24 protein-coding genes and 4 pseudogenes are annotated in these 24,003 nt (G+C 68.6%); 15 read left to right on the top strand and 13 right to left on the bottom strand.

Going from position 1 to position 24,003, the window contains the following annotated elements; all coding sequences use genetic code 11:
* Positions 1 to 24: 24 nt before the first annotated feature.
* The 4 genes and pseudogenes from serB to VS93_RS17165 all read right to left on the bottom strand — a co-directional run bounded on the left by serB (position 25) and on the right by VS93_RS17165 (position 3,593).
* A pseudogene (serB, locus tag VS93_RS17180) lies at positions 25 to 1,268 on the bottom strand (phosphoserine phosphatase SerB).
* A gap of 112 nt (positions 1,269 to 1,380) precedes the next feature.
* Complete coding sequence (locus tag VS93_RS17175) at positions 1,381 to 2,004, bottom strand: DUF1707 SHOCT-like domain-containing protein (RefSeq protein WP_046470924.1); 624 nt, start codon at positions 2,002 to 2,004, stop codon at positions 1,381 to 1,383.
* A gap of 60 nt (positions 2,005 to 2,064) precedes the next feature.
* The gene (locus VS93_RS17170; protein ID WP_338022760.1) at positions 2,065 to 2,712 is read right to left on the bottom strand and encodes a DUF1707 SHOCT-like domain-containing protein; all 648 of its coding nucleotides are present in this window, start codon (positions 2,710 to 2,712) and stop codon (positions 2,065 to 2,067) included.
* Between the two features lie 104 nt (positions 2,713 to 2,816).
* A complete protein-coding gene (locus tag VS93_RS17165) occupies positions 2,817 to 3,593 on the bottom strand; it encodes a hypothetical protein (RefSeq protein WP_046470923.1) in 777 nt (258 codons plus the stop codon).
* Between the two features lie 147 nt (positions 3,594 to 3,740).
* On the opposite strand from VS93_RS17165, the gene VS93_RS17160 reads away from it, so the two are divergent.
* The 3 genes from VS93_RS17160 (at position 3,741) to VS93_RS17150 (ending at position 6,695) form a co-directional block, all read left to right on the top strand.
* Positions 3,741 to 4,526 carry an ABC transporter ATP-binding protein gene (locus VS93_RS17160; RefSeq protein ID WP_046470922.1) on the top strand — a complete coding sequence of 262 codons (786 nt, stop codon included), beginning with the start codon at positions 3,741 to 3,743 and terminating at the stop codon, positions 4,524 to 4,526.
* Between the two features lie 255 nt (positions 4,527 to 4,781).
* Complete coding sequence (locus VS93_RS17155; RefSeq protein ID WP_046470921.1) at positions 4,782 to 5,741, top strand: SPFH domain-containing protein; 960 nt, start codon at positions 4,782 to 4,784, stop codon at positions 5,739 to 5,741.
* A 195-nt stretch (positions 5,742 to 5,936) separates the two neighbouring features.
* Positions 5,937 to 6,695 (top strand): sulfite exporter TauE/SafE family protein, encoded by a 759-nt coding sequence (locus VS93_RS17150; RefSeq protein ID WP_046470920.1) that lies wholly within the window; start codon positions 5,937 to 5,939, stop codon positions 6,693 to 6,695.
* Here VS93_RS17150 and VS93_RS17145 read toward each other — a convergent pair.
* From VS93_RS17145 to VS93_RS17135, 3 genes and pseudogenes are all read right to left on the bottom strand, one after another.
* The gene (locus VS93_RS17145; RefSeq protein ID WP_046470919.1) at positions 6,692 to 7,333 is read right to left on the bottom strand and encodes an HD domain-containing protein; all 642 of its coding nucleotides are present in this window, start codon (positions 7,331 to 7,333) and stop codon (positions 6,692 to 6,694) included. The two genes, VS93_RS17150 and VS93_RS17145, sit on opposite strands and share 4 nt — an antisense overlap.
* Before the next feature lie 190 nt (positions 7,334 to 7,523).
* Positions 7,524 to 8,372, bottom strand: coding sequence for an alpha/beta hydrolase family protein (locus VS93_RS17140; RefSeq protein ID WP_338022759.1), 849 nt, complete (start codon positions 8,370 to 8,372; stop codon positions 7,524 to 7,526).
* 331 nt (positions 8,373 to 8,703) lie between these two features.
* Positions 8,704 to 9,275, bottom strand: a pseudogene (locus tag VS93_RS17135) (TetR/AcrR family transcriptional regulator).
* Between the two features lie 516 nt (positions 9,276 to 9,791).
* Between VS93_RS17135 and VS93_RS17130 the strand changes: the two are divergent.
* The 6 genes and pseudogenes from VS93_RS17130 to VS93_RS17105 all read left to right on the top strand — a co-directional run bounded on the left by VS93_RS17130 (position 9,792) and on the right by VS93_RS17105 (position 16,203).
* A pseudogene (locus VS93_RS17130) lies at positions 9,792 to 11,275 on the top strand (aldehyde dehydrogenase (NADP(+))).
* 113 nt (positions 11,276 to 11,388) lie between these two features.
* Complete coding sequence (add, locus tag VS93_RS17125) at positions 11,389 to 12,429, top strand: adenosine deaminase (RefSeq protein WP_046470918.1); 1,041 nt, start codon at positions 11,389 to 11,391, stop codon at positions 12,427 to 12,429.
* Between the two features lie 658 nt (positions 12,430 to 13,087).
* Positions 13,088 to 14,125 (top strand): chaplin, encoded by a 1,038-nt coding sequence (locus VS93_RS17120; RefSeq protein ID WP_046470917.1) that lies wholly within the window; start codon positions 13,088 to 13,090, stop codon positions 14,123 to 14,125.
* Between the two features lie 113 nt (positions 14,126 to 14,238).
* Complete coding sequence (locus VS93_RS17115) at positions 14,239 to 15,048, top strand: SURF1 family cytochrome oxidase biogenesis protein (protein ID WP_046470933.1); 810 nt, start codon at positions 14,239 to 14,241, stop codon at positions 15,046 to 15,048.
* 76 nt (positions 15,049 to 15,124) lie between these two features.
* Positions 15,125 to 15,955 (top strand): class I SAM-dependent methyltransferase, encoded by an 831-nt coding sequence (locus VS93_RS17110; RefSeq protein WP_046470916.1) that lies wholly within the window; start codon positions 15,125 to 15,127, stop codon positions 15,953 to 15,955.
* Positions 15,952 to 16,203: a Smr/MutS family protein gene (locus VS93_RS17105; protein ID WP_046470915.1), complete on the top strand. Its 252-nt coding sequence runs from the start codon at positions 15,952 to 15,954 to the stop codon at positions 16,201 to 16,203. Before VS93_RS17110 ends, VS93_RS17105 begins: the two co-directional genes overlap by 4 nt.
* Positions 16,204 to 16,217: 14 nt before the next feature.
* Here the strand turns inward: VS93_RS17105 and VS93_RS17100 are convergent, their stop codons facing one another.
* Together VS93_RS17100 and VS93_RS17095 are read right to left on the bottom strand one after the other, a co-directional pair.
* A complete protein-coding gene (locus VS93_RS17100; RefSeq protein WP_046470914.1) occupies positions 16,218 to 16,625 on the bottom strand; it encodes a type II toxin-antitoxin system VapC family toxin in 408 nt (135 codons plus the stop codon).
* Positions 16,622 to 16,855, bottom strand: coding sequence for a FitA-like ribbon-helix-helix domain-containing protein (locus VS93_RS17095; protein ID WP_046470913.1), 234 nt, complete (start codon positions 16,853 to 16,855; stop codon positions 16,622 to 16,624). The genes VS93_RS17100 and VS93_RS17095 overlap by 4 nt, the downstream gene beginning before the upstream one ends.
* Positions 16,856 to 17,165: 310 nt before the next feature.
* Between VS93_RS17095 and VS93_RS17090 the strand changes: the two genes are divergently transcribed.
* Positions 17,166 to 17,396 (top strand): SHOCT domain-containing protein, encoded by a 231-nt coding sequence (locus tag VS93_RS17090; RefSeq protein WP_156184893.1) that lies wholly within the window; start codon positions 17,166 to 17,168, stop codon positions 17,394 to 17,396.
* Between the two features lie 123 nt (positions 17,397 to 17,519).
* On the opposite strand, the gene VS93_RS17085 is transcribed toward VS93_RS17090, so the two are convergent.
* Entirely contained in the window at positions 17,520 to 18,221 is a 702-nt protein-coding gene (locus VS93_RS17085; RefSeq protein WP_046470911.1) for a class I SAM-dependent methyltransferase, read from the bottom strand.
* A gap of 204 nt (positions 18,222 to 18,425) precedes the next feature.
* On the opposite strand from VS93_RS17085, the gene VS93_RS17080 reads away from it, so the two are divergent.
* From VS93_RS17080 to VS93_RS17065, 4 genes are all read left to right on the top strand, one after another.
* Positions 18,426 to 19,238 (top strand): SDR family NAD(P)-dependent oxidoreductase, encoded by an 813-nt coding sequence (locus VS93_RS17080; RefSeq protein ID WP_046470910.1) that lies wholly within the window; start codon positions 18,426 to 18,428, stop codon positions 19,236 to 19,238.
* 206 nt (positions 19,239 to 19,444) lie between these two features.
* Entirely contained in the window at positions 19,445 to 20,395 is a 951-nt protein-coding gene (locus tag VS93_RS17075; protein WP_236700594.1) for a mechanosensitive ion channel family protein, read from the top strand.
* 95 nt (positions 20,396 to 20,490) lie between these two features.
* Positions 20,491 to 20,862, top strand: a complete 372-nt coding sequence (locus tag VS93_RS17070; RefSeq protein ID WP_046470931.1) for an ArsR/SmtB family transcription factor — start codon at positions 20,491 to 20,493, stop codon at positions 20,860 to 20,862.
* Positions 20,859 to 21,515, top strand: a complete 657-nt coding sequence (locus VS93_RS17065; protein ID WP_046470909.1) for an SRPBCC family protein — start codon at positions 20,859 to 20,861, stop codon at positions 21,513 to 21,515. The genes VS93_RS17070 and VS93_RS17065 overlap by 4 nt, the downstream gene beginning before the upstream one ends.
* Positions 21,516 to 21,543: 28 nt before the next feature.
* Here VS93_RS17065 and VS93_RS17060 read toward each other — a convergent pair whose 3' ends face one another.
* From VS93_RS17060 to VS93_RS17050, 3 genes and pseudogenes are all read right to left on the bottom strand, one after another.
* Entirely contained in the window at positions 21,544 to 22,227 is a 684-nt protein-coding gene (locus VS93_RS17060) for a spermine/spermidine synthase domain-containing protein (RefSeq protein WP_046470908.1), read from the bottom strand.
* 30 nt (positions 22,228 to 22,257) lie between these two features.
* Positions 22,258 to 23,111, bottom strand: a pseudogene (gene hisG, locus VS93_RS17055) (ATP phosphoribosyltransferase).
* An 86-nt stretch (positions 23,112 to 23,197) separates the two neighbouring features.
* The gene (locus VS93_RS17050; RefSeq protein ID WP_046470907.1) at positions 23,198 to 23,461 is read right to left on the bottom strand and encodes a phosphoribosyl-ATP diphosphatase; all 264 of its coding nucleotides are present in this window, start codon (positions 23,459 to 23,461) and stop codon (positions 23,198 to 23,200) included.
* A gap of 189 nt (positions 23,462 to 23,650) precedes the next feature.
* On the opposite strand from VS93_RS17050, the gene VS93_RS17045 reads away from it, so the two are divergent.
* On the top strand, positions 23,651 to 23,830 hold the full coding sequence (locus tag VS93_RS17045) for a DUF397 domain-containing protein (protein WP_046470906.1): 180 nt from the start codon (positions 23,651 to 23,653) through the stop codon (positions 23,828 to 23,830).
* Positions 23,831 to 24,003: the final 173 nt, after the last annotated feature.

Genomic DNA, 24,003 nt, shown 5'->3' with positions numbered 1-24,003 from the left:
GGCCCGTACGGGCCGGTGGGTGGGTTACGCGGGATGGGCCGGCGGCGCTTCCGGCATCTGGTCGGCCGCCTCCACCTCTTCACGGGAAATACCGAGAAGGAAGACGATGGTGTCCAGGTAGGGGACGTTCACCGACGTGTCGGCCTGCTCGCGCACCACGGGCTTGGCGTTGAACGCGACTCCCAGACCCGCGGTCTGCAACATGTCGAGGTCGTTGGCACCGTCACCGATGGCCACGGTCTGATTGAGGGGGACACCGGCCTCCTGCGCGAAGCGCTGCAGGACGAGGGCCTTGCCCTTCCGGTCGATGATCGGACCGACGAGTCCACCGGTGAGCTTGCCGTCGACGACTTCCAGAGTGTTGGCTGCCGAGTAGTCGATATCCAGGCGATCCACCAGGCATCGGTGATCTGGCTGAAGCCGCCGCTGACAATGGCGCACTCGTAGCCGAGCCGCTTGAGGGTTCGGACGAGGGTGCGCGCCCCAGGCGTCAGGACCAGCTTGTCGCGGACCTCCTCCATAGCCGAGGCGTCCAGCCCTTCCAGCAGCGCTACCCGGCGCCGCAGGGATTCCTCGAAGTCCAGCTCCCCGCGCATCGCTTCTTCGGTGACACGGGCGACTTCCTCCGCGCAGCCGGCGTGGTCGGCGAGAAGTTCGATGACCTCGCCCTGGATGAGGGTGGAGTCGACATCCATGACGACCAGGTGCTTGGCCCGGCGGTGCAGACCGCTGGACTGGACAGCGACGTCGATCGACTGAGTCGCCGCTTCCATGGACAGGTCGCCGCGCAGCTTCTCCGGGTCGGCGCCTGAGATGTCCAGTTCGATCGAGGTGACCGGATAACTCGCGAGCCGCTCGATGCGGTCGATGTTGGCTCCGGCGCGTGCCACACACGAGGCGATCGCTCCGAGCGCTCCCGGCCGCAAAGGGGACGCCAGGATGGTGACGTGCAGCGGATCCGCAGTGGTAGGACTCACCCGCCCGTTGCCACCGGCGAACTCCGCGACCATGTCCAGGTCGATGACGGTTTTTTCCACAGCGCTGCGGACCTCTTGGAAGAGGCGCTCCCTGCGGACACCGGGCGCGACACTCTCGTCGACGTCGAGAAGTGCTCCGAGGACCAGGCGGCCGCCGATGACGACCTGTTCGAGGTCGACCAGGGTCACAGGGAACACGGAAAGAGTACTGAGCAGGCGTGCACTGACTCCCGGGCGGTCACGGCCTGTAACCGTCACGAGCAGCGTGGAATTGGTGAATTCGTCTGTCATGGCGATAACTACGTTACTCGGGCACCTCGTGGAGCTTGGCGGCAGGGCGGTGAACACGCGGCGACAGCTCGTTCAAAGGTCACTCGAGAATATCGAAATGCCTGGTCAGTGGCTACTTGTTCTTCTTCCGCCCCGGCTTCTTGGCTTTGACGTCGATACCGCCGAACATGCACGTGCCGGTGAGCCGGATGGTGGGGGCGTTGGGATCGGTCACGGTGTCCGTCCCGTGCATGCTGGTTCCGCCGAGGATCGCCGTTGTGTTGTTCACTACGCGTACACCATGGGGCACGACGATCTCCATGCCGCCGAAGATGACGGCGCACTGGACGGTCACTTCCCGCTGGGTGAGCACGGCTTCGCGGAAGTCCAGTGCGATCCCGCCGAAGAGGACTGAGGCGTTCGTGCGCGGTTCGACCAGCCACCGGCCTTTGCGCTCGGCTCCGCCGAACACCGCCACGAGATTCTCCCGGCCCTGGCTGCCCGCGGCGAGTCTGCGCGCCTCCTCGGAGGAGACCGTCAGGCCAGGAGAAGCGGACTCCGAAGTGGAGGACTCCAGACTGGTAGGAAGGCCGTGGGTCACGGGGGTCAGTTCGCCCACGGTTTTGGCCCGGTAGACGGCGTCGAGGCGCTCCTCGTACTCGGCCGGGCCGAGCCTCCCTTCGGCGAGAGCCTCACGGAGCCGTTCCGCTATGCGGTCCCGATCAGCATCGGACGCGCGGATGTGCTCGGGCTCCATGGTCGTTCCCTCTTCCTTTTCACCACGTCTTCAAAAGAGACTGCGCTACAGCTACAAATCTTACGGACGGGGTCCGGAAGGACGGGTCTGCACATCGACGCCGCTCAATACGCACACCCCTGTCAGATGGACTGTCGGGGCGCCGATGTCGGCCGGGGCCGTGTAGCCCTGGAGATCCACGTTGCCGAGGATTCCCGACGTCCGGTTCGTCACGCGCACACCCGGCGGGACGATCAGCCGCATGCCGGAGCAGAACAGCGCGCACTGCACTGTGACCTCGCGTTGCGCCATGACGGCTTCACGCAGGTCCAGCGTGACATGACCGCTTACCGCGGAAACGTTGGTGCGCGGTTCGGCCAGCCAGCGCCCCTGGCGCTCGGCGACGCCTACGACGGCGGTGATGTTTTCGAAGCCGGTTCCGGTCCCGAGGAGTTCCCGGTCCGCTGCGCAGAAAGCAGCAGGTCCGGTGCGGGGCGTGCCGCCCGGGGAGCCCTTGTCGGGGAGATCCCCGGTGAGCGGTGCGAGTTCGCCCACTGTCTTGGCGGTGTAGACCGCGTCGATGCGTTCGGCGTGCTCCTCCTGAGTGAGGCGCCCCTCGATGAGGCGTCGGAGAGGATGTGGGCGACTCGGTCGCGGTCTGAGTCGGAAGCGCGGAAGCTGCCGCCGACCGTCCCGCTCTCCCGGTTGGCTGTGTGGGTCATGGCACAAGTATTCGTGCCGGGCGGATGGGGCGGGAACCGGAGACAACCCTGGCCTTCCCCTGATTCGGGGTGCCAGCAACCCTGATCGACCCCTATGTGCCGGGGGCGGCGTCACCCTTCGACGGCGGATCCGTAGGAGGTCACCCGGGCGCGCCGTACGGCGCTGTCGAGTATGCGCAGCGCTTCCCTCCGGGCCGCCATCTGGGAGGAGGACAGTCCGCGGCCTTCGTCCCGGCAGGCGAGTCGGATCACGACGGCCAGCCGGTCGGCCTGGGCCGCCAGCCTGTGGGCCCGCTGCGGATGTCCCGGGGCGAGGCCCTCGGTGGGTTGGCGTCCGGCGTCGCGCAGGTCCTCCAGGGCGCGGGTGACCTCCGGGCCCCACCCCGCGACGTCGTCCACCCGGCCGAACAGAGTGGCACACTCCTGCATGGCGGCGTTGAGCCGCTGTTCGGCCTCGGAAAGGGAGACCGGCTGCGGCGCGGCGTCGGCCGCGGGGTAGGGGGTCCAGGCCACCCCCACGTAGGACGAGCCCCGCCGGTCTTCGCGTGGGACCAGCCCGATCTGCCGGTCCTTCAGACGGATCAGCACGGCCTCGCGGGCGTCGATCGCCGCGGTGTTGAGTTCCGCGCCCCCTACCAGCCCGAGCGGATCGCCGGGGACCGGTAGGCACAACCGGAACGAGGCCAGTCCGAGGGAACGCAGGCGGGCAAGCGCCGAGCGCAGCGGTGCCCCGGCCTCGAAGGGCAGCTCCGTATCCGCGACGGCCGCGATGACGTGCGGCCCCGTGCGCCGCTCCACCGCGTCTACGGCGTCGTCCAGCCCGGCATGCCCGGACAGCCAGGCGTTCCCCCAGGTGACCAAGGGCGCGGATGACAGTTCTCGCAACATTAGTTCAGCCTAAGACCGCGAGTGGGCCAATCGGCGACTCCAACCGGCGAAGGTGTCCAGTAGGTTCGCATCTGGGCGTGCCGGTCGAACCGGGAACAGCGGTGCGAGGGTGAGCGGCCGCGGACGAGAGAACAGGCAAGGAGAGCAATGAACGGGCATGTGCTGCGCATGAGCGGGGTCAGTGTGCGCCGCGACGGTGCGTACCTGCTGAACGGAGCGGAATGGAGCGTTGAGGAGGACGAGCGGTGGGCCGTCATCGGCCCCAACGGCGCGGGGAAGACCACGCTGCTGAGCGTCGCCGCGACGCAGCTGTTCCCCACTACGGGCGAGGTGGAGGTGCTCGGCGAACGGGTCGGTGAGGTCGATGTCTTCGAGCTCCGTCCCCTTGTCGGATTCGCCAGCGCCGCCGTGGCGAACCAGATTTCCGGGTCGTCGACCGCGCTCGACCTCGTGATCAGCGCCTCCTACGGTTATCTGGGCAGTTTCACCGAGGAGTACGGTACCCCCGACTACGGCCGGGCCCGGGCGGTCCTCGGCCACTGGGGCGTGGCGCATCTCGCGGAGCGGCGGTACGAGACGTTGTCGGAGGGGGAGCGCAAGCGTGTCCTCATCGCCCGCTCGCTCATGGCCGACCCCGAACTGCTGCTGCTCGACGAGCCGGCCGCGGGCTTGGACCTGGGCGGCAGGGAGGACCTGGTGCGGCGGCTCGGTCTGCTGGCAGGGAACGTCAACGCGCCCGCGCTGGTGATCGTCTCGCACCATGTGGAGGAGATCCCCCCTGGTTTCACGCACGTCCTGATGATGCGGGAGGGGCGCGTTGTCGCCGCCGGTCCGGCGGAGCAGGTGATGACCGCGGACAACCTCGGTGAGACGTTCGGCCTTCCGCTGAAGGTGGAGTTCGACGGAGAGCGCTGGAGCGCGAAGGCGGTGTGAGACCGAGGAGCGGCGACCGTGGTGGAGCGAATAGCGCCCTGCCGAAAGCAGGGCATCCGGTCGGCCGTAACCAGGACTGCTGGCCGAATGTGGTCAGGTTGCGCGGGTTTGATGTGACGTCATAGATGCTCTGTGCGAACGCGCGCATAGGCGCGTTTTATGATCTCCGCGTGGATGCGCGCACACGTCTGTGATCGTCTCGTCCATCTGCGTACCGCTGCGTCACCCCCGACAGGAGAGCCGGAGCCGCCCCCGATGCTTCCCGTTGTCATAATCCTGCTGATATTCGTGGCGATCCTGCTCGCCATCGCTTATCGCAGCGTCCGTATCGTTCCGCACAGGATGACCGACGTCGTGGAGCGTTTCGGCGGGTACCACCGCACGCTGAAGTCGGGATTCAACATCGTCATCCCGTTCGTCGACCACGTCCGCGAGCGCATCGACCTGCGTGTGCAGGTGGTCAGCTTCCCGCCGCAGGCCGCCATCACCCAGGACAACCTCTCCGTTAACGTCGACACCGCGGTCTACGTCCAGGTCACCGACCCCTATAACGCCACCTACCAGGTGGCCAACTTCATACAGGCGGTAGAGCAGCTCGCCTCGGCCACGTTGCGCAACGTCATCGGCGGTATGGACCTGGAGCAGACCCTGACCTCCCGGGAGGAGATCAACCGGGAGCTCCGCTCGGTGCTGGACGAGGCCACGGTCAATTGGGGGATCGAAGTCAGCCGGGTCGAGCTGAAGGGCGTCGAGCCCCCGGAGTCGGTGCAGGAGGCCATGGAGAAGCAGATGCGCGCCGACCGCGACAAGCGCGCGCAGATCCTCAGCGCCGAGGGTGAGAAGCAGTCGGCGATCCTGCGGGCCGAAGGCGAGCAGTCCGCGTCTGTGCTGCGCGCCCGCGGTGAGGCGGAGTCGGCGACTGTGCAGGCCAAAGCCGAGGCGGAGGCGATGACGCTGCGCGCCCGTGGTGAGGCCGACGCGATCGCGATGGTGTTCAAGGCGCTGCATTCCGGGAAGGTCAGTCAAGAGCTGCTCGCCTACCAGTACCTGCAGAAGCTCCCGGAGATCGCGCGGGGCGACTCCAACAAGGTGTGGATCGTGCCGAGCGAGATGGGCAAGGCACTGGAGGGCATCGGGGGGGTCTTCGAGAAGATGCGGGACGACGCCGGAGCCGATCAGACCGAGGCCCGCCAGGCGACGCCCCCGAGCCGGTAGGTTCGGCTCCTTCGCTGTTCCGAACGCGGGACGGCCTCCGCACGGGGGCTCTCGTTCCCGGGTGAGGCCGGTCTGATTTCATAGGCGGGCACGTTCCTGCCATGAATGCCCTTGTCCTGGCGCGATCAGGGTTTCCCGCCGTAATGGGAGCGGTGGTGTGGCGGCGGCACTGTCGTCTGAGCGCGAAGGTCGAGGATGAGTCTGTGGGACGCGCTCGCCATTCTGCTGGCGGGCATAGGTGCCGGTGGCATCAACGCCATCGTCGGCTCCGGGACACTCCTCACGTTCCCGGTGCTGCTGGCGCTGGGGTACCCGCCCGTGCTGGCGTCGATCTCCAACAGCATCGGCCTGGCTCCCGGGGCGCTCACCGGGGCGATCGGCTACCGGCGGGAGCTGAAGGGGCAGCGTTCCCGGTTGATCCGGTTCGGTTCCATGGCGTTCGCCGGGGCGCTCACTGGCGGGGCGCTCCTGCTCAACCTGCCCGAGGGCGTGTTCGAGTCCGTTGTTCCCGTGCTCATCGCGATGTCCTGCGTCCTCATCATGCTGCAGCCGCGGATCACCGCGTGGGCGCGGAAGCGGCGCCCCGCCCGGCTGAACGGAGGGGTGCTGCTGCCCTTCGGGATCTACGGCGCCGGGGTCTACGGCGGGTACTTCGCGGCGGCCCAAGGCATCGTCCTCATCAGCATGATGGGTGCGGCGATGGACGAGGAACTGCACCGGATCAACGCCCTGAAGAACGTGCTGGCCTTCGTCGTCAACGCGACGGCCGCCGCGTTCTATATCATTTTCGCCTCGCCCATCTGGCCGGTGGTCGGCCTCATCGCCGCCGGTTCAGTCCTCGGCGGGTACTTCGGCGCTTGGTTCGGCCGCAAACTCACGCCTTTCGTGCTGCGTATCGTCATAGTGGCCGTTGGGTTGACGGCGGCGGCGCAGCTGCTCCTCGGCCGGATCTAGTCCACCCGCGGCGGGGAGTGAACGAAGTAGCCGCGCCGATCGGCGTCCTCGATCAGCGCCGCGGCGTAGGATCCCAGCACTTCGGAGCCCTTCGCGATGATCTGCACCTGCTCCGTCACCTGGGCCCGGGTGACCTTGTAGCGCACCCAGGCTCCGCCCTCGGTATGCCAGTTGGCGAGCATGGGGGCGAGCCGGTCGACGGCGCCGGCGAACCGGGCCTCGGGGGTCTCGCGAGCCTCGAACTCCTCCCAGAGCGCGCGGGTGCGCTCCGCCTGGTCTGCGGGCAGCAGGGCGTAGAGCCGATCGGCGGCGGCGCGCTCGCGCTCAGCCTGCGATTCGGAGGCGTGGACGTCGTAGACGAAGGTGTCCCCCGCGTCGATCTCGACGATGTCGTGCAGCAGCAGCATCTCGACGACATGGTCGATGTCGGTTCCCGGCGGCGCGTACTCGGCGAAGACCCGGGCTGTGAGGGCGAGTTGCCAGGAGTGCTCGGCATCGTTCTCACGTCGGGACCCGTCCATGAGCATGTTCCGGCGCAGGATCCGCTTCAGCTTGTCGGTTTCCAGGATGAACCGGAGCTGCTCGGTGAGGCGTTCGTGATCGACCCCGCTGGCGAAGACCGGTGCCGGTTCCGTCACGTAGGCCGCCTTCCTAAGGAATGGGTACTCGGATCACACCAGGGGTCCTACCCATACAAGGTGCTCGGACTGACCTTGAGAAGTCCACCGGTGAATGCGGTGGAGAGCCGCGGGTGAACGCTGGTTCACGAAAGGCCGCGACCGCCCGCGCGCCGGGGCTACCGCGGTTCGGGCGCGGCCGCCGCGGAGGTCAGGTGCACATGGAACCACTCTGCCAAGCGCGGTCGGCCAGCACGTTGCCCGGCGCCGGCGGCCCGGGTTCGAGGCCGGGCTCGGGGCCCATCGTGTGGGCGAGGTCGGGTATGACGATGTGCCGCAGGCTCGACTGCGGGTACTGCGGCGCAAGGGCGTCGTAGAGCCTCTGTCCGTGCTCGGGGACGATCACCGGGTCCTGCAGTCCGTTGATGATCAGCAGCGGCGACTGCGGCCGGCGCCCGGAGAGGTCGCCCGCGCGGGAGATGAAGTCGAGCCACGTCGCGACGTCGCGGGACGTGTCGCTCCATTGGTAGGCCACGCCGAGCCGCTGCTCGCGCGCCTTGAGTACTGGTGTGGGGTCGATGATCGGGTTGACCACCCCGGTGGCGCCGATCTCCAGCTTGCTCTCGGCCAGCGCGAGCAGGGTCGCCGCACCTCCGGTGCCGACTCCCATCAGGCCGATCGGTCCGTCGTGGATGGGGAACCTAGCGCGCAGTTCGCTGACGACACGGGATACCTCGGCGGTCGCCTGCTCGACGATGGGGCCGTACAGTTGGATCAGGTAGTCCTCCTGGCCGCGGCGGTTGATCTCGGCGACGCCGCCTTCGGGCAGCCGGGACCCGAACAGTGGAAGCCCCAGGTAGAACCGCCATGCCGGCAGCGAGGCCAGCGGGAGGGTACCTGCGAGGGCGGTCTCGCTGCGCGGGGGTTCGAACGCGTGGAGCGCGATGATCATCGGAGCGGGCTCGTCCGGGTCGTTCATGATCGCCGGGGGGATCGCCAGAAAGGGCACTCCCGCGGCCGAGCCGGTTATCGGTTGGGTGAGCGTATTGTCAGCTACCACTGAGGGTTCCCTCCCGTGTTCCAACGCGGCTTGGGAAGGCGGGATCCGGCGCGCGTTGTGAACCTCATTGGTGCGTGGCGGACAAGTCTTCGATGAGAGTGGGTGCCGCCGTGTGGCGTCTGATCGGTTCCGGCGCACCCTACCGGGAACCGGTGTCCGTATCCCCCGGCTGCCTTCGCGGCGACGAACAGGCCGGTCCTGATGGTGCTCGGAGCCTGGCCCGCCACTGTCCATGGTGCCAGGTGCGGCGTCGTCTTCATCAGTGGCCGGGGCGAAGACACCCTACACTTCGGCTTGTCCGGGCCGCGAAGGTCGCACCGGTGCCGGGGTCCTATTCCGCGGGGAAATGCCGTCCGAGGTAGCCGCGGACGAGGAGTTTGGTCTCCTCGATCAGGCGGGGGTCCCCTTCGGGGCGTCGCGGAAGGCGAGCTTCAGCACGGCGTCGGCGGCCTCGACGGCCACCATCGCCGCGTAGTTGAGCTCTTCGCTGTCCTCCACACCGGCGGTGGAGGTGAGCAGTTCGCGCAGCCGGGTCGCGATGACCTTGTTGTTGTCGGCGCCGGCGTCGAGGAGGTGGGCGTCCACCGCGTCGCCGAAGTGCAGGACGCGGAAACCCGGTACGTTGCGGTGCATGTCGAGGTACTCGTCGATGATCACGTCGACGGCCTCGGTCCAGTGCCCGAACGTGTTCTGGCGCAGCCGGTCGGTTACCCGGCCGCTGAACTGGTCCAGGTAGCGCAGGCCGAGTGCCTGGACCATCGCCTTCTTGTCCGGGAAGAACTGGTACACCGAGCCGATGGCGACCCCGGCGCGCTCGGCGATCCTGGTCGTGGACAGGTCGTTGTAGCCGCTCTCCTCCAGGAGTTCGGCGCACGCGTCGAGCATCTTCCGCACTCGGGCCATGCTGCGCTGCTGCGCCGGCCTGCGGCGCAGTGGAGCGTTCATCAGGGGTGCCTCGGCGGGGCGCTCCGGGGACGTGCCGGTTCCCGTATCGGTCCGCTCGCTGACGCCACCGCCCGTTCCGGTGGCCTCGTGGCTTCCGGGGGCGGCGGTCGTGGAGCCGCTGTGAGTCGTCATCACGCTTCTATGATGTCCTTGGGTATGGGCCCGGTTCCCGTACGTCCCGGTTTGCTGCGGGTTCCCACTCGGAGTGGATATGTCCGGTTTCGCCTGTGGGAGGCGGTGAACGAACCGTCGACAACAGGGGCTTAGCAGAGTCGTTAGGCCCGGTTTACCGTATCCGCACCGATCCTGCTGCCGCATTTCGCGGGTTCTGGGGGTGTTTGCCGTATTTTTCGGAGGGCTGGTTGGTGCCTTTACCCCGCGAGGGACGTGCGCAACCCTTTCGAATGAGCGGGTGGAGACGGTTGGCTGGGCCCTGGATGATCTTTCGTACTCTCTCTCGCGGAGGGCATGTTTATGACCACCGATACAGCCGCTCCCCTTCCCGACACCACCGAGGCCGAGCTCGACCGGGTGCTGACCGCCGCCGCGGCGGCGGCCCCCGTTCTCGGCGGGATGCGGCCCGGTGAACGCGCCGAGCTGCTGCGGCGTGTTGCCGACGCCCTCGACGCCGCCGCCGAGGAGCTCGTCCCGATCGCGCAGGCCGAGAGCCACCTGCCCGAAGCGCGCTGCCGGTCGGAACTGGGGCGCACGACATTCCAGCTGCGCTTCTTCGCCGATGTCCTCGACGAGGGCTCCTACCTGGAGGCCTCCGTCGACACCGCCGACCCGCAGTGGGGTATGGGGCCGCGCCTGGACGTGCGGCGGATGCTGGTACCGCTCGGGCCGGTCATCGTCTTCGGGGCCAGCAACTTCCCCTTCGCGTTCAGCACGGCCGGCGGCGACACCGCTTCGGCCCTGGCCGCCGGGTGCCCCGTTGTGGTGAAAGCCCATCCGGGCCATCCGCGCCTGGCGTGGCGCACCGGTGCGGTCGTCTCGGAGGCCCTGGCCGACGCGGGCGCTCCCGGCGGGGCTTTCGCCGTCGTCTTCGGCACCGAGACCGGGCGGCGCGCCGTGCTGCACCCGCAGACACGGGCCGTCGGGTTCACCGGGTCGATCCGCGGCGGTCGCGCACTGCACGACCTGGCCGCGTCGCGTCCTGATCCGATCCCGTTCTACGGGGAACTCGGCAGCCTCAACCCGGTCTTCGTCACCCGCGCCGCCATGGCCAAGCGCGGTGAGGAGATCCTCAGCGGGTACGCCGACTCATTCACGCTGGGGGTCGGCCAGTTCTGCACCAAGCCGGGCGTTCTGCTGGTGCCGGAGGGAACCGGGCTGGACACGCTCGTCGACAACCTGACCCAGCGGAACCGGGCTCCGTTGCTCAACGAGAGTGTGGCCGGCGGGTTCGACGAGCGTTTGGGTGAGCTGGCCGAACATCCGGTGACGGAGGTGCTGGTGCGCGGGGCGGCGACCGAAGACGGCTGGACGCCACATTGCTGCGCACGGACGTCGACGCGCTGCTCGCCTACACCGATGTTCTGCTGGAGGAGTGCTTCGGCCCGGCCTCGCTGGTGGTCGAGTACTCCGAGGAGGACCGGCTGCTGGAGGTGGCCGGCGTACTGCAGGGGCAGCTCACCTCGACCGTGCACGCCGAGGAGGACAGCGACGGCGACACGCTCGCCCCGCGGTTGCTGGACGAGCTCACCGCGAAGGCCGGGCGCGTCCTGTGGAACGGGTGGCCCACCGGGGTCGCGGTGACGCATTCGATGCACCACGGCGGTCCCTATCCGGCGACGACCGCGGCGCTGCACACCTCAGTGGGAGCCACGGCGATCCGCCGTTTCCTGCGTCCGGTGAGCTACCAGGGACTGCCGGACTCCATGCTTCCCGAGGCACTGCGCGACGGAAACCCGCTCGGACTGCCCCGGCGGGTAGACGGCGCGCCTGAGGGCGGCTGAGCGGACCGCGGGACCGGCTCCGGCCGCCTCCCCCCGTCGCCCCTGCGCCCTGCCGTCCACAGGTGGTGGACAGAGGCTTGGGGTGGAGGCGGCCGCGCGATAGCGTCGCTACCATGCAGAGCTCTCCGGCGGCCGTCTCTCCCGGCATCGAGGCATTCATCCGCGAGTTGCCCAAGGTGGAACTGCACGTCCACCTGGAAGGCTCGATGCAGCCGGCGACGCTGCTCGACCTCGCAGCCAAACACCGTGTGACGAGCGTGCCCGACTCGCTGGAGGGGGTGCGCGACTGGTACGAGTTCCGCGACTTCCCGCACTTCATCGAGGTCTACCTGACCTCTCTGGAAACGCTGTGCGACGAGGAGGACTTCGCGCGCCTGACCGCCGACGTCGCGGCACGCCTCGCGGCGCAGAACGTGCGGTACGCCGAACTGCATGTCAGCTTGTACGCCCACCTCATGCGCGGTATCCCGGCCGGTGTGGTGTTCGAAGGCATCGAGCATGCCCGGCGCGAAGCCGAGCGCGAGCACGGCATCCGCATGCGCTGGGTCCCCGACTTCCCCGGTGACTACGGGGTCGAGACCGGTGAGCAGACGCTCGACGCGGTGCTGAAGGACGGCCCGGCCAGTGTCATCGGCTTCGGCGTAGGAAGTGTGGAGGTCTCTCGCGCGCCGTTCGCCGATCTCTTCGCCCGCGCACGCGCGGCCGGGCTGCACAGCCTCCCGCATGCGGGGGAGAACGGCGGCCCGGAGCGGATCCGCGAGGCACTCGACCTGCTGGGCGCGGAGCGGATCGGTCACGGCATCGACTGCATGCGCGATCCCGCGCTGGTCGATCGGCTGAGGGAGACGGGCGTACCGCTCGACGTCTGCCCCACCTCGAACCTGTGCACCGGTGCCATCGAGAGGATCGAGCGGCATCCGCTGCCGCGGATGCTGCGTGCGGGTCTGACCGTTTCGCTGAACTCCGACGATCCGCCGATGTTCGGTACCGATCTGCTGAACGAGTACCGCGTCGCCCACCGGCTCGGACTTGGCGCCGCGGAGCTGACCGATCTGGCCCGCAACGGTGTGGTCGCTTCTTACCTCGACGGCTCCGTCGAACGCGCGCTGCTCGCCGAGATCGACGAGGTTCTGGAGCGATGGTCGGGGCAGTAGCGGAACGGGGCACCCCCCGCACGGACAACCGCAACGCGGCACGCTTAACCGGGATCGAGAACGAGCGTGCCGGCATGGTGAGCACCATCGTGGGCCACGCCTCGGCTCCGCCGCCCTCCGGCCCGGGGCCTTTGTGTGTCCGCGGGCGGTCAGAGCATTCCGGTAATTTCTCGTACCAATTGTCGGTATTGCCGGAGTGATGCGGCGGCCCGGGCCTCTGATACTAATATGTGAAGGAGATTCGTGGTTTCTTGGCGCGAATTCCGAGGCAGTGGGAGGCCGCGCTGTTCGGCGGAACGAAGGTTGTTTTTCGGTAACTCTCGCTTATCGAGAAGGTATCGACGGCCAGCGGATAGGGTCGCAAACCGTAGCGTGCAATGCGATGCCTCCCGGCGGCGCGCGGATTTTTTTTAAAGAGCCCCGTGCGCGGGTGGACAAGCTGGTAGCGTTGCGGATCGTCGGTGGGTCAGAATGCATCCCTGCGCATTCGGGTGGCCGGGCCGTGCCGAATTGGCCGGTCTGTCGCACACCACTGGCGCGCGATATGAATCCCCCCGCATCTTCTTTGGGCCGACGTCCGCTGAACCCGCTCGTAGTGGCTCTGCGGCCTCAGGGGATCACGATCCGTGATCGAATCTTCGAAAGGTCATGCCTGAATATGCGTAAGAAGCTGTACGCCTCCGCCTCCGTCACCGTCCTCACAGCAGGGCTGGTCAGCGGGGCGACCTCCATCGCGTTCGCGGCCCCCGGAACCGACGACGTGGGCAGTGGCAACCAGGTCAACGTTCCGGCCAACGTCAAGGCCGAGCTGTGCGGTAATTCCCTCGCCGCCCTTGGTATCTCCGAGGCCGAGTGCCAGAAGGTGGCGGAGACCCTCTACGCCGAGAGCGAGGAGGGGCAGGGCGGCTCGGAATCCGGTGGCTCCGATGGCGTCGCCCAGAACAACGAGGTGAACATTCCCGTGAACGCCGCCGTGGACATCTGCGGCAACTCCGCCGCTGTCGGCGGCCTCTCCAAGGCGGGCTGCACCAAGGTCATGGAGGACATGGCCGAGGAGTCCGGCGAGGACGGCGGTGAAGAGGGCGGCTCGGAGTCCGGCGGTACCGCCAGCGGCAACACGATCAACGTGCCGGTCGACGTTGCGGTCGACATCTGCGGGAACTCCCTTGCGGTGCTCGGCGAGTCCGAAGCCGACTGCGAGGCGATGGTCGGCGACATGCAGGAGTCCGAGGACAACGGGGCCGGTTCGGAGAACAACGGCTCCGGCGGTACCGCCAGCGGCAACGAGGTGAACGTTCCGGTGAACGCCGCCGTGGACATCTGCGGAAACGCCGTGTCCGTTCTCGGTACCGCCGAGGCCAGCTGCATGAAGAAGATCTCCGAGGAGGAGGCCCCCGAGGAGGAGGCACCTGAGGAGGAGAAGCCCGAGAAGCCCGAGAAGCCGGGCGACGAGGGTGACAAGGGCGAGAAGGAGGAAGAGGCGCCCGAGGACGGCAAGGAGGACGAGGCCGACGAGGGCGACGAGCAGGCTGCGCCCGGCGACGACTCCGAGCAGGCGTCCGGCGGCCTTCCCGTGACTGGCTCGGCGCTGGCCGGGCTGATCGCCGCGGCCGCGGCCGCTCTCGGCGGCGGCGGCGCTGCGATGTACTTCGCGCGCAAGCGCAAGGCGGCCTCGGCCCTCGGTGACGAGGCCTGACCGGTCCTGCCGCGCACACGCACCGCCCCCGGACACACTCCGGGGGCGGTGCCGTGTTCTCGTGGGCGTCCCATAGCCTCGAATATGTGCTTCGGGTCCTGGTGTCCTCGCGCATGCTGGCGTTTCACGCGCTGGTGGCGCTGATCGTGCCCACGTTCATCGCATTGGGCTTCTGGCAGCTCGGCCGCTGGGAGGACCGGGCCGCTGCGGCGGACCTGCAGGAGGCCAACATCAATGCGGACCCCGTCCCACTACAGGAGCTGAGCGAGGTCGGCGAGGACGTCGACCACGCCGACCGGTGGCGGCCGGTCACCGCGACCGGCAGCTACGACACCGGCAACGAGCTGCTTGTCCGCAACCGCGACGGCTCGGCGGGCGTCGGCCTGTTCGTCCTCACCCCCCTGGTCACCGACGACGGCGCGGCCGTTCTGGTCAACCGAGGGTGGGTGGGGCAGCCGCCGACCGCCACGTCGCAGCCCGATGTTCCGCCTCCGCCGGAGGGCGAGGTGACGGTGACCGGGCGGATCCAGTTCAGCGAAACCGAGGAGAACACCGGGATCCGTGACCGCGGCGGCCTGCCCGAAGGCCAGATCATGCTCATCGAGGTGGAGGAGATCGGCGAAGGGCTGCCCTATCCCCTTTATGGAGGGTTCGTGGAACTGACCGACCAGGAGCCGCCCTCCGACCCCGCGCCGGAGCCCGTCGCCGCACCCGAGCCCAACCTGGGGATGAACCTGTCCTACGCGGTGCAGTGGTGGGTGTTCACCGCCATCGCGATCGGCGGCTGGATCTTCCTGGTGCGCCGCGAGCTGCACGATGCCCGCGACGGTGGACGGCCTCCCGGCGAAGGCCCCGGCGCCGCGCCCCTCAAGGACGGCCCTACCTCCCCCGCCCCGGCCCCACCGCCCCGCGCGCAGGTGTGAAGGCCCCGCACTCCGCGAGCGGCCGAACACTCGCGAGGAACCGTTGGCGGGGCCACGGAACTGTCAGGATGGCAGCATGACCGATGAGCAGGCCGAGGTAGCCCACATCACGCGTCGGCCGGCAGGGGCCGACGAGAGCGCGCGGGCCAGCCGGATCTGGTGGGAGCGCTCAGCCGATGAGTACCAGGCCGAGCACGGCGCGTTCCTGCGGGACATCGGGTTCGTCTGGGGGCCGGAAGGCGTGGACGAGGGGAACGTCGGGTTCCTCGGCGACCCCGGGAAACTGGCGGGCGCGCGTGTCCTGGAGGTGGGATGCGGGGCCGGGCAGTGCGGCCGCTGGCTGCGCGCCCAAGGGGTGGCCGAGGTCGTCGGGATCGATGTCTCCCGGCGCCAGTTGCAGCACTCCCGCCGGATCGACGAGCAGACCGGCCACACGCTGGCTGTGGCGCAGGCCGACGCCCAGCGCCTGCCGTTCGCCGACGCGGTTTTCGACCTGGTCTGCTCCGCCTATGGCGCCTTCCCTTTCGTCCCTGACGCGGAAGCGGCGTTGCGGGAGAGCGGGCGGGTGCTCCGGCCGGGCGGACGGCTGGTGTTCTCGGTGTCGCACCCCATCCGCTGGTGCTTTCCCGACGATCCGGGCGAGAGCGGTCTGGTCGCCAAGGATCCCTACTTCGACCGCCGGGCCTATGTCGAGCAGGACCGACAGGGACGCGCGTGCTACGTCGAGCACCATCACACCATCGGCGACTGGGTGCGGGCCGTGGCCGGCGCGGGGCTGCGCCTGCACGACCTGGTGGAGCCGGAGTGGCCCGAGGACAACGACCGGGTCTGGGGCGGTTGGAGCCCGCTGCGCGGACGTATCATCCCGGGAACCGCGATCTTCGTCGCCGAGAAGGATGCGCCGTGAAGCTCAAGCTCGATCTGCACGACATCTACAACCGCGGCCGGGACATCGACCGGGCCCTGAACGACATCTTCGACGAAGCCGAACGGACCAAGGCCAAGACCGTCGAGATCATCCCCGGCAAGGGGTCCGGCCAGCTGAAGAGGCGCGTGCTGCGCTTCCTCGAGCAGAAGGACGTCAAAAACCGCTACCACCGTGTGGAAAAGGACTCCAAGAACTTCGGTCGGCTGTTCGTGCATTTCAAGCACTAGACAGACGAACGGTGTCACTCCTGCGGATAGTGCAGGATCCGGGCTCGGTGTCCCGCTGCCTTGGCGAGCTTGGCGTCGTCGGTGAGGAGGGGGAGATCAAGTGCCTCGGCGAGAGCGATGTACATCGCGTCGTAGGCGGTGAGGTTCTCGCGGAGTTCGTGAGCACGTAGCTGCAGTGGCGCCATGAGATGGCGGGTGATGTGTAGTCCCTGGTAGCGGTCCAGCATCGTTCGCGCCCGCTGTGGCGAGATCCGGACATTGGGCTTGGTCGTGATGGACAAACCCCGGACGACACTGGACACTTCGGCGTCGAGCAGTGTTGGGGCGTGTACCCGGCGCATGAGGCGACGGCGGAGTAGCTCGTCCTCCCGATGGGCCGCCAGCAGCCTGATGATGATCGAGCAGTCGACGACGTAGCTCATCGGCGACCGTCAGTCATGAACTCACGCAGGTCCTCGGTCGTATAGTTGATGGGTTCGTCCTCAGCGATCCGTGCCATTACCTCGTCGACCGCTGGAAGAGACGCCTCCTCCAGGATCAGTTCACGCAGGTACGCGGCCAGTGACAGCCCGCGGTTGGCTGCTCGTGCCTTGAGGGTCTCGACCGCCTCGGCGGGCACATCCCGTACTTGGACAACTGTCGTCTCACCCATATGCCCAGTGTAGCATGCATTTCGCATGCAGGAACCCCTCCCTTGGTGGTGGGGTATGCCTCGGCCGTGGTGCACAAGTGCATCAAGCAGAGAACTCTGGTCGGCTGTTCGTCCATTTTCGGCACTGAGGTCCGAGTCGCCGCGTTGGAAGGCTGCCCGGATGCGCCGCGGGAGCAGGACCGTGCGGCCGCAGTCGGCTCACACCAGGTGAGGTGTCGCCGCGGAGCCTAGGGGGTAGCCGGTCAACCGCGGCTACACGATGACACGCGTCCGGCGTTTCACTCGCCGAAGGGGAGAGGAGGCCGTGGTCATGATGGAGCCAATGGGGTTCGGTTGGCTGGTGATGACCCTGGCGGGTCTGCTCGTACCGATCCTGCTGATCCTCCACCTCGGTCAGCGCTCCGCCGAGCGTGAGCGGGAGGAGCGGGAACGGCGCTCCGCGGGCGGCCCGGATCCACGGGAGGTGGAGCACGGGCTTGCCGAGGGCGAGATCGATCGGGAGGAGTACGAGCGCCTCCGCGCTGAGCCGCCCGAGCGCTGAGCGCTCTCGCGGTCCGCGGCCGCCGCCTGCGCGCGGGGAGGAGCGGGGAGAGACAGAACGACCCCGCGTTGCGGTGGTGGTGCGGGGTCGTTGTGGCTGTGCGGCCTCAGCGAGGCGCGGTATTCATTTCTCGTCGGGCTTTTGCAGGTGGTGGATCCAGGCCGGCGGGATGTTGGCCAGGACCCGTTCGGTGCCGACGCTGTAGCGGTTCACCCATTCCTCGACGACCCAGCTGGACCGCGCCTGGCGCAGGTAGTCCTCTCGGGGGGCGATGACCGCCTTGACCTCCTTGGTGTAGAGGTAGCCGAAGAAGGACAGGTATCCGCCGGGGCGCAGCACCGTGAAGTAGTAGTCGAAGATCTCGCGGACCTCGTCAGCGTTGAAGTTGGCGAGGGGCAGCCCCGAGAGGATGAGATCGTAACGCCGGTCCGTCCCCAGGTTGGTGACGAGAGTCTGGTGCACGGTGAGCTGGTCGGCCACCCGGGACATCGTGGGGTCGGTGCCGACCAGCTCCCGCAGGTAGTCGGCGAACTCCGGATTGGACTCCACGAGGTCGGCGGTGTCGCCGGGGCGCAGGTGAGCGGCGATGACCCGGGAGACCGGGCCCGTTCCGGCTCCGGCCTCCAGGATGGAGAGGCTGTCCGACCCCTCTCTCTCCTTGAGGAATCGCGTCAGCGAGTTCGCCAGTGCGGGACCGCTCGGGACGACCGCCCCGGTCGCTCGGAAGGTGTGGAACGCCTGCCGCACGAACAGGCCGACGTCGCGCAGCCGGTGTTCGAGGCGGGGGGCGTCATCGGAATTCGATGGGATTCGTGTCGCTGCCATGTTTGAACGCTAATGCCTGCTCATCCGACTCATTGGTTAGGGGCGCGTTTGTGTCGTGGCCGGACACGCAGGGCAAGGCCGCAATGCCGCGATGTGCCGCCCGCGGCGCGGCCGGAGGCCGTGCCCGTTCCGTCCCCGAAAGCCCCTTCCAAAAGGTGCCAAACCGCCGTCTTAAAAGGCGACTGGTGGGTAACATTCGACGCTATGAGCGGCTCACGACACCACAGAACGGCATTGATCACCGGTGCCTCCACCGGAATCGGCGCGGAGTACGCCCGTGGACTGGCGGAACGAGGGTATTCGCTGGTCCTCGTGGCGCGCCGCGCAGAACTCATCGACGACCTCGGCGCCGATCTGAGCGAGCGGTGGGGAGTGAGCGTGCGGTCGTTGCCGGCCGACCTCTCCAGCCCCGCTGGCCTGGGAAAGGTGGAGGACCGCCTGCGCGCCGACGGCTCGGGGGACGACGCCCCGATCGACCTGCTGGTCAACAACGCCGGCAGGGGGGACGGCGGTGAGTTCGTCCGGCAGGAGTACGACGAGATCGACTCCATGCTCGACCTGAACATCCGCGCCGTTGTGCACCTCACACGCGCGGTGCTGCCGGTGCAGATCGCCCGGCGCGAGGCGGACGAGCGGCGGCACCCGTTGGGCGTGGTCAACGTCTCGTCCCTGGCCGGCGAGCTGCCGGTCAACCCCGGAGGTTCGATGTACGGGGGGACGAAGACGTTCGTGACACTGTGGAGCGAGAGTGTGGCGGCGGAGGTAGCCGAGCACGGGCTGCACGTCACCGCGGTGCTCCCCGGGTACGTGCGCACCGATATGACGCGCGGCCTGCAGGAGAGTGGTATGCCCGACCTCGCTTTCGTCTCCAAGGAGCGCGTCGTCCGCGACTCGCTGCGCGCGTGGGCGGCCGGCCGCACCAGCGTGGTTCCGGGCGTTCAATACAGGACCGCCGACGGCCTGCTCCGGGCGGTACCCCGCTCGCTCTTCAAGGCCCTCGCCCGCCGAATGCGCTGACTCCCCTCGCCCGGTCTCCTCGTGATGGAGACCGGGCAACGAACGTGTTCTCCCCGCTCCATGTGGCCTGCGGATGTGGCACCCTGGCGTGCGGCAGCGGGGTGCGGACCTCTGTTGCCGCGGCTCCACTGCCCGGGCACCGGGGCGGGGCCATTACGGACGCGGCGCGGCGGAGCTCCCCCAATCCGGCGACGAAGGGAACACTCGTGTCTACGATCAGCAGCCCACTGCCCTTCGCGATGGAGAGCTCCACCACGGCCGCCATGGCCGGGCCGGTCGTCGACTGGGCCGTGCAGAACAGCGGCGCCTTCGTCTCGGGGACGGTCAGCGTCGTCATCATCCTGGTGCTTGCGGTGCTCGCGCGCGTGCTGGTGGGACGGGTGATCACGCATCTCCTCAAGCGGATGGTCGACTCGCATGCGCGTATCAGCGGCGGCCTGCGCACGGTCGTCACCAAGTCCGCGGCACCGGGGGGGACCCGGCAGCAGGCGCGCGCGGAGACGATCGGCTCGGTACTGCGGAGCCTCGCCTCGTTCACCATCTTCGGTGTCGCCCTCCTCATGGTGCTGGGCGAGTTCGGTATCAGCCTCGGTCCGATCCTCGCCAGCGCGGGCGTTCTCGGCCTGGCCATCGGTTTCGGAGCCCAGGGGCTGGTGCAGGACTTCCTCTCCGGGATGTTCATGATGGCCGAGGACCAGTACGGCGTGGGCGATGTGGTCGACGTCGGGGACGCCGTCGGCACGGTCGAGGAAGTGGGCCTGCGCATCACCAAGATCCGAGACCTCGACGGGGGGCTCTGGTACGTGCGTAACGGCGAGATCCGGCGGGTGTGCAACATGAACCAGGGGTGGGCCAACGCCGTGGTCGACCTTCCGCTCTCCCACACCGTGGACGTCGCGCACGCCGAGCAGGCCATCGAGCGGAACGTCGCGGAGTTCGCCGACTCCGGCGAGTACGAGGACAAGCTCCTGGACCGGCCCGAGGTCGCCGGTGTCGTGAGTATCGGCAACGGCGCGGTGACGGTGCGCGTCATCGCGAAGACCCGCCCCGGCGAGCAGTGGACCATCGGCCGCGTTCTGCGGTCCCACCTCAAGCAGGGCCTCGACCAGGAGGGGATCGAGGTCGCCTACCCGATCCCGCAAATCGCCCAGGCGTAGCAGGCTCCGCCCGCCCCCGAGGAGGGGTCCTTTGCCGCAACCGGTGCTTATATAATTACTTACTTGTATAAGTGGAAGCTGATAGCTTGGTTGTCGTGCACGCATTCGACGTACTCGGCGACCCGGTGCGCCGCAGGATCCTGGAGGTGCTCGCCGACGGTGAGGCGACCTCGGGTGCGGTGTGCGCGGTGATCCAGCAAGAGTTCGGGATCTCCCAGCCGGCGGTGTCGCAGCATCTCAGGGTGCTGCGTGATGCGGGGTTCGCGACCGTGCGCCCCGAGGGGACCCGGCGGCTGTACGCCGTGAACCCCGAACCCCTTCGGGAAGCCGACGTGTGGCTCGACCGCTTCCGGCGCTTCTGGGAACCGCACCTGGACGCGTTGGCGACCGAACTGGCGCGGGGGCGGCGGGAGCGCCGCCTCCGCGCGCAGACCGATGAGGAACCGGACCAAAGGGGAACCCCATGATCGACGTCGACCAGCAGATCAGCACCGTGCGCCGCCAGGTCGGCAGCCGGGTACTCGAAGCCGGCGAGGCGCGGACCACCACCATCACCCGGAGCTACGACGCCGACGTCGAGGACGTCTGGGACGCCTGCACCAATCCCGAGCGCCTGCCCCGCTGGTTCCTGCCCGTCTCCGGCGACCTCCGGCTGAACGGCCGCTACCAGCTGGAGGGCAACGCCGGGGGCACGATCGAACAGTGCGACCCGCCGAACAGCTTCGCGGCGACCTGGGAGTACGGCGGGCAGGTCAGCTGGATCGAGGTGCGCTTGGCAGGTGAGGCGGACGGCCGCACCCGGCTGGAGCTTGAGCACCTCGCGCTCAAGGACGACCTCCAGGAATTCTGGGCCGAGTACGGCCCCGGTGCCACGGGCGTCGGCTGGGACATGGCGCTCATCGGCCTGACCCTCCACCTGGGCAGTGGAGAGGCCGTGGACCCGAAGGAGGCCGAGGCGTGGTTCGGCTCCGAGGAGGGCAAGCGGTTCACGGCGCTCGCCAGCCAGCTGTGGGGGGAGGCCAACATCGCCGCCGGAGCCGAGGAATCCGCCGCGCGGGCCGCGGCCGAGCGCACCACGGCCTTCTACACCGGCGGCGCGGACGGGGCGTCCACCGCCTGATCAGGGGCTTCCGGCCCCGAGGGCCGGGTCAGGGTCGGGCCAGGTAGACGATGTCGGGTTCACCGCGCGGGGCGGGAATCTCGATGGTCCGTACGGCGCTGGACCGCTCCTCCAGGCGGGCGGCGAAGCCCGGGGCGCGCATGGCGCTCCAGAAGGCGATGACCCCCTCCGGGGAGAGGATCCGCCCCAGCCGTTCCAGCGCCGGCGGCTCGTACAGCCGGTCGTTGCCTTCGACCACGGTCCAGTCGGGGCCGTTGTCGATGTCCACGCAGATCGCGTCGAACGTCTCCGTTGCCGCGCCGAGCCAGCTCAGAAAGTCGGCCCGGGTGAGTTCGCAACGGGGATCCTCCGGCAGGCGGCCCGCGACCTCGGCGAGCGGGCCACTGTGCCACTCGATGACCCGGGGCTCCAGCTCGACCACCCGCACGTGCTCGACCCGCTCGTCGTCGAGGGCCTCGCGCGCGGAGAACCCCACGCCGAGGCCCCCGATGAGCACCCGGATACCGGTTCTCCCCGCCGGGAGCGCCGCCAGCGCGGCGCGCACCATCTCGCGCTCGGAGGCACCGCCGCGGGTGTCCATGAGGAAGACACCGTTGCTGATGATCTCGAAGTGCTCCCCGACCCGCCGCAGCACCAGCTCGCCCCCGGTCACTCCGGGAGCGCGGGCGATCACCTCCGACTCGGAGGCACCGGCGCGCGGCGAGGAGGACAACGAGGACTCCCGCGGGATCGGGTTACGGCTTCACAGGCGACAGGCGTAGATGTCGGTGACGAGGATGGCGCGGGCACCCAGCTCCCACAGGTCGTCCATGATCTGCTGGGCGCTGCGCCGGGGCACCATGGCCCTGACGGCGACCCAGCCCTCGCGGTGCAGCGGGGACACCGTGGGCCCCTCCATTCCGGGGGTGAGCGCCACGGCGGCGTCGAGCCTCTCGGCGCGGACGTCGTAGTCCATCATCACGTAGTCGCGCGCGACCAGGACACCGCGCAGCCGCCGCAGCATCTGCTCGATCTGCGGGTCGTCCTCGGCGCCCTTCTGCCGGATCACGATGGCTTCGGACTCCAGGATCGGGTCCCCGAACAGTTCCAGCCCCGCGTTGCGGAGCGTGGTGCCGGTGGACACCACGTCGGCGACGGCGTCGGCCACCCCCAGCCGGATCGAGCTCTCGACGGCGCCGTCGAGGTGGATGACGCGGGCGTCGATCCCGTGCTCCTTCAGGTAGCGGTCGAGCACCCCGGCGAAGGAGGTGGCGATGCGCGTGCCGTTCAGGTCCTCCAGTTTCATGTTCGCGCCGTTGCGTGCGGCGAACCGGAACGTGGACCCGCCGAAGCCGAGCGCCAGGACCTCGTCGACCGGGCCCCGGAGTCGAGCAGCATGTCGCGGCCGGTGATGCCGACCTGCAGTATGCCCTCGCCGACGTAGACGGCGATGTCCTTGGGGCGGAGGAAGAAGAACTCGGTGTTGTTGTCCGGGTCCACCAGCACGAGGTCCCGGGAGTCCTTGCGCTGGCGGTACCCCGCCTCGCGGAGCATTTCGCTGGCGGGCTCGGAGAGCTGGCCCTTGTTGGGTACGGCGATACGGAGCTGGTCTGGCATCGGAGGCGGTCCCCTACTTCATCGACTCTGGCGTTGCTGGGCGGACGTCGACGACGGCCGGTCTCGCGGCTGGACCCGAGACCGACCTACAGATGCTTGTAGACGTCCTCCAGCCGCAGGCCGCGCGCCAGCATCAGGACCTGGAGGTGGTAGAGGAGCTGCGAGATCTCTTCGGCGGCCTGATCGTCCGATTCGTACTCGGCGGCCATCCAGACCTCGGCGGCCTCCTCGACGACCTTCTTGCCGATGCCGTGCACACCGGCGTCCAGGGCGGCGACCGTGCCCGATCCCTCGGGCCGGGTGCGGGCCTTCTCGGACAGCTCGGCGAACAGCTCTTCGAAGGTCTTCATCGTCACTTTCCTACAGGTGGCGTGCCCTCCCAGAGTAGGCGCACCGCGCCCCCGGTCGTGACGGGGCCCGGAAACCGGCGCCGGTCGCTCCCGCGCCGCGCCTCCCGGAGCGGGCACCTCCCTCGGGAAGCGGCCGAGTACCGGAAACGACCTGCGTCATCTGAACCTCTCTGGGGTAATGCTCCTGCCATGAGCGAATCAGTGTTCCTTACATCCAGCTACACCCAGCTGGAAAACTGCGTCGAGGTCGCCGGCGGTCCGGGTGCCACCGCGGTTCGCGATTCCAAGAACCGCGAACTCGGCACCCTGCTGTTCACTTCCGTCGAGTGGAGCCGCTTCCTCGACGCGGTGAAGCACGACGAACTCTGACAGGTACAGAGGAAGCCCGCCGGCACCGTCGGCGGGCTTCCTCTGTCCGTTCCGCCGCGGCCGATCGTCCCGCGCGCCCCGGAAAGGCGCGGCGCCGTCCGGCGGCGCCGCGGAACCGGCGGACGAAACCCGCAGTTCAGCGCGCTTGCCAGGCATGAGCCACTGGTCAGCGC

The organism is Allosalinactinospora lopnorensis, from assembly GCF_000981225.1.
In the GTDB taxonomy this organism is placed as follows: Bacteria; Actinomycetota; Actinomycetes; order Streptosporangiales; family Streptosporangiaceae; genus Allosalinactinospora; species Allosalinactinospora lopnorensis.
Note: the sequence above shows the minus strand (reverse complement) of the source record. Positions and strands in the feature narration are given on the sequence as shown.

What these genes read in the sequence shown, in the direction of transcription:
- VS93_RS17175 (WP_046470924.1), bottom strand. Translation starts at nt 2,004, where the DNA reads ATGGAGCCCGAGCACATCCGCGCGTCCGATGCTGATCGGGACCGCATA.
- VS93_RS17045 (WP_046470906.1), top strand. Translation starts at nt 23,651, where the DNA reads ATGAGCGAATCAGTGTTCCTTACATCCAGCTACACCCAGCTGGAAAAC.
- VS93_RS17080 (WP_046470910.1), top strand. Translation starts at nt 18,426, where the DNA reads ATGAGCGGCTCACGACACCACAGAACGGCATTGATCACCGGTGCCTCC.
- VS93_RS17160 (WP_046470922.1), top strand. Translation starts at nt 3,741, where the DNA reads ATGAACGGGCATGTGCTGCGCATGAGCGGGGTCAGTGTGCGCCGCGAC.
- VS93_RS17110 (WP_046470916.1), top strand. Translation starts at nt 15,125, where the DNA reads ATGACCGATGAGCAGGCCGAGGTAGCCCACATCACGCGTCGGCCGGCA.
- VS93_RS17065 (WP_046470909.1), top strand. Translation starts at nt 20,859, where the DNA reads ATGATCGACGTCGACCAGCAGATCAGCACCGTGCGCCGCCAGGTCGGC.
- VS93_RS17120 (WP_046470917.1), top strand. Translation starts at nt 13,088, where the DNA reads ATGCGTAAGAAGCTGTACGCCTCCGCCTCCGTCACCGTCCTCACAGCA.
- VS93_RS17085 (WP_046470911.1), bottom strand. Translation starts at nt 18,221, where the DNA reads ATGGCAGCGACACGAATCCCATCGAATTCCGATGACGCCCCCCGCCTC.
- VS93_RS17050 (WP_046470907.1), bottom strand. Translation starts at nt 23,461, where the DNA reads ATGAAGACCTTCGAAGAGCTGTTCGCCGAGCTGTCCGAGAAGGCCCGC.
- VS93_RS17150 (WP_046470920.1), top strand. Translation starts at nt 5,937, where the DNA reads ATGAGTCTGTGGGACGCGCTCGCCATTCTGCTGGCGGGCATAGGTGCC.
- VS93_RS17155 (WP_046470921.1), top strand. Translation starts at nt 4,782, where the DNA reads ATGCTTCCCGTTGTCATAATCCTGCTGATATTCGTGGCGATCCTGCTC.
- VS93_RS17115 (WP_046470933.1), top strand. Translation starts at nt 14,239, where the DNA reads ATGCTGGCGTTTCACGCGCTGGTGGCGCTGATCGTGCCCACGTTCATC.
- VS93_RS17165 (WP_046470923.1), bottom strand. Translation starts at nt 3,593, where the DNA reads ATGTTGCGAGAACTGTCATCCGCGCCCTTGGTCACCTGGGGGAACGCC.
- VS93_RS17095 (WP_046470913.1), bottom strand. Translation starts at nt 16,855, where the DNA reads ATGGGTGAGACGACAGTTGTCCAAGTACGGGATGTGCCCGCCGAGGCG.
- VS93_RS17100 (WP_046470914.1), bottom strand. Translation starts at nt 16,625, where the DNA reads ATGAGCTACGTCGTCGACTGCTCGATCATCATCAGGCTGCTGGCGGCC.
- add (WP_046470918.1), top strand. Translation starts at nt 11,389, where the DNA reads ATGCAGAGCTCTCCGGCGGCCGTCTCTCCCGGCATCGAGGCATTCATC.
- VS93_RS17090 (WP_156184893.1), top strand. Translation starts at nt 17,166, where the DNA reads ATGATGGAGCCAATGGGGTTCGGTTGGCTGGTGATGACCCTGGCGGGT.